General features: G+C 67.4%; 2 protein-coding genes. Both read left to right on the top strand.

The annotated features are described in order from the left end of the window. The coding region (gene aceE, locus C667_RS21765) for a pyruvate dehydrogenase (acetyl-transferring), homodimeric type (protein WP_004384801.1) at nt 1–2,586 on the top strand (2,586 nt) is incomplete at its 5' end. A gap of 21 nt (nt 2,587–2,607) precedes the next feature. Further along, nucleotides 2,608–2,939 (top strand): biotin/lipoyl-containing protein (locus C667_RS21770; RefSeq protein ID WP_004384803.1); only part of this gene is annotated, 332 nt, incomplete at its 3' end.

Here is a 2,939-nt window from a genome sequence, read left to right on the forward strand (position 1 = left end):
GGCCCCGAGCGCGCCCACTACCTGATCGAGACCCTGATCGCGACGGCGCGCCAGGAAGGGGTGAACATCCCCTACTCGGCGACGACCGAGTACATCAACACCATTCCGGCCGAGCGCCAGCCGCCCTACCCGGGCGACCCGGACATGGAGATCAAGATCCACTCGTACATCCGCTGGAACGCGATGGCGATGGTGGTGCGGGCGAACAAGGACACCAACGTGGGCGGGCACATCGCCTCCTTCGCCTCGGCTGCGGCGCTCTACGACGTGGGCTTCTCGCACTTCTGGCACGCGCCCTCCGAGGCGCACGACGGCGACCTGATCTACTTCCAGGGCCACTCGGTGCCGGGCGTGTATGCGCGCGCCTACATGCTGGGCCGCTTCACCGAAGCGCAGATGGACAGCTTCCGCCAGGAAGTGGGCGGCAAGGGCATCTCGTCCTATCCGCACCCCTGGCTGATGCCGGACTTCTGGCAGTTCCCCACGGTGTCGATGGGCCTGGGCCCGCTGTGCGCGATCTACTCGGCGCGCTTCATGAAGTACCTGGCCAGCCGCGGCCTGATCGACGCCGCGCGCGCCGAGCAGAGGAAGGTGTGGGCCTTCCTGGGCGACGGCGAGACCGACGAGGTCGAGTCGCTGGGCGCGATCGGCATGGCCGGCCGCGAGGGCCTGGACAACCTCGTGTTCGTGATCAACTGCAACCTGCAGCGCCTGGACGGCCCGGTGCGCGGCAACGGCAAGATCATCCAGGAGCTCGAGTCCGAGTTCCGCGGCGCGGGCTGGAACGTCATCAAGGTAGTGTGGGGCACGCACTGGGATGCGCTCTTCGCCCGCGACAAGAAGGGCCTGCTCAAGCAGCGCATGATGGCGCTGTGCGACGGCGAGTACCAGACCTTCAAGGCCAAGGACGGCGCGTACGTGCGCGAGCACTTCTTCAACACGCCCGAGCTGCGCGCGCTGGTGGCCGACTGGACCGACGAGCAGGTGTGGAACCTGAACCGCGGCGGCCACGATCTGTTCAAGATCTACACCGCCTACAAGGCCGCCTCCGAGCACAAGGGCCAGCCCACGCTGATCCTGGCCAAGACGATCAAGGGCTTCGGCATGGGCCAGGCCGGCGAGGCGATGAACATCAGCCACCAGCAAAAGAAGATGGACGTCGAGGCGATCCGGCGCTTCCGCGACCGCTTCGGCCTGCCGGTGCCCGACGACCAGCTCGAGGCGCTGCCCTACCTGAGGTTCGCCGAGGACTCGCCCGAGCACAAGTACCTGCTCAAGCACCGCATGGACCTGGGCGGCTTCCTGCCGCAGCGCCGGCGCAAGGCCGCCGCGCTCGAGATCCCCGGCCTGGACGCCTTCGCCGCGCTGCTCAAGGCCTCGGGCGAGGGTCGCGAGCTGTCGACCACCATGGCGGTGGTGCGCATCATGAACACGCTCCTGAAGGACAAGCAGATCGGCCGCCACGTCGTGCCGATCGTCCCGGACGAGAGCCGCACCTTCGGCATGGAGGGCATGTTCCGCCAGTACGGCATCTGGAACCAGCAGGGCCAGAACTACGTGCCCGAAGACCATGACCAGCTCATGTTCTACAAGGAGAGCAAGACCGGCCAGGTGCTGCAGGAGGGCATCAACGAGGCCGGCGCGATGGCCGACTGGATCGCCGCGGGCACCGCCTACAGCGTGCACAACGTGCAGATGATCCCGTTCTACATCTTTTATTCGATGTTCGGCCTGCAGCGCACCATGGACCTGTGCTGGGCGGCCGCCGACCAGCGCACGCGCGGCTTCCTGATCGGGGGCACGGCCGGGCGCACGACCCTGAACGGCGAGGGCCTGCAGCACGAGGACGGCCACAGCCTGATCATGGCCAACATGATCCCCAACTGCGTGAGCTACGACCCGACCTTCCAGTACGAGGTCGCGGTGATCGTGCAGGACGGCCTGCGCCGCATGTTCGCCGAGCAGGAGGACGTGTACTACTACATCACGGTGATGAACGAGAACTACGAACATCCCGAGATGCCCGCCGGCGCCGAAGCTGACATCCTCAAGGGCCTGTACCTGTTCCGCAAGGGCGGCGAGGCCGCGGCGCCGCGCGTGCAGCTGATGGGCTCGGGCACGATCTTCCGCGAGGTGATCGCCGCCGCCGAGCTGTTGAAGGCCGACTGGGGCGTGGAGTCCGACCTCTGGGGCGCGCCCAGCTTCAACGAGCTCGCCCGCGACGGCCACGACGTCGAGCGCTGGAACCTGCTGCACCCGATGGAAGCGCCGAAGAAGACCCACGTGCAGCAAAAGCTCGCCGGCTTCGAGGGTCCGATCGTCGCCGCCACCGACTACATCCGCATGTTCCCCGAGCAGATCCGCTCGCAGCTCGACCGCAGCTTCGTCACGCTGGGCACCGACGGCTTCGGGCGCTCCGACACCCGCGAGCAGCTGCGCCACTTCTTCGAGGTGGATCGCCACTGGGTGACGCTGGCGGCGTTGAAGGCGCTGGCCGACGCGGGCACGATCGGCCGCGACAAGGTCGCCGCGGCGATGGTCAAGTACCAGCTCGACCCGTCCAAGCCGAACCCGATGTCGGTCTGAGCGCGCAAGGAGACTGAGAACATGAGCCAACTCATTGAAGTGAAAGTGCCCGACATCGGCGATTTCGACGCGGTGCCGGTGATCGAGCTGTTCGTGAAGGTGGGCGACACGATCGCGGTGGATGACGCGATCGCGACGCTGGAGTCCGACAAGGCCACGATGGACGTGCCCTCCTCGGCCGCCGGCGTGGTGAAGGAAGTGCTGGTCGGCATCGGCGACAAGGTCGCCGAAGGCACGGTGCTGATCAAGATCGAAGCGGCGTCCTCTGTAGGAGCGGCGGCAGCCGCGAATGCAGCGCCCGCTGCCGCGCCCACGCCCGCTGCCGCGCCCACGCCCGCCGCGGCGCCCACGCC

Origin of the sequence: Thauera phenylacetica B4P, from assembly GCF_000310225.1 — a bacterium.
Classification (GTDB): Bacteria; Pseudomonadota; Gammaproteobacteria; order Burkholderiales; family Rhodocyclaceae; genus Thauera; species Thauera phenylacetica.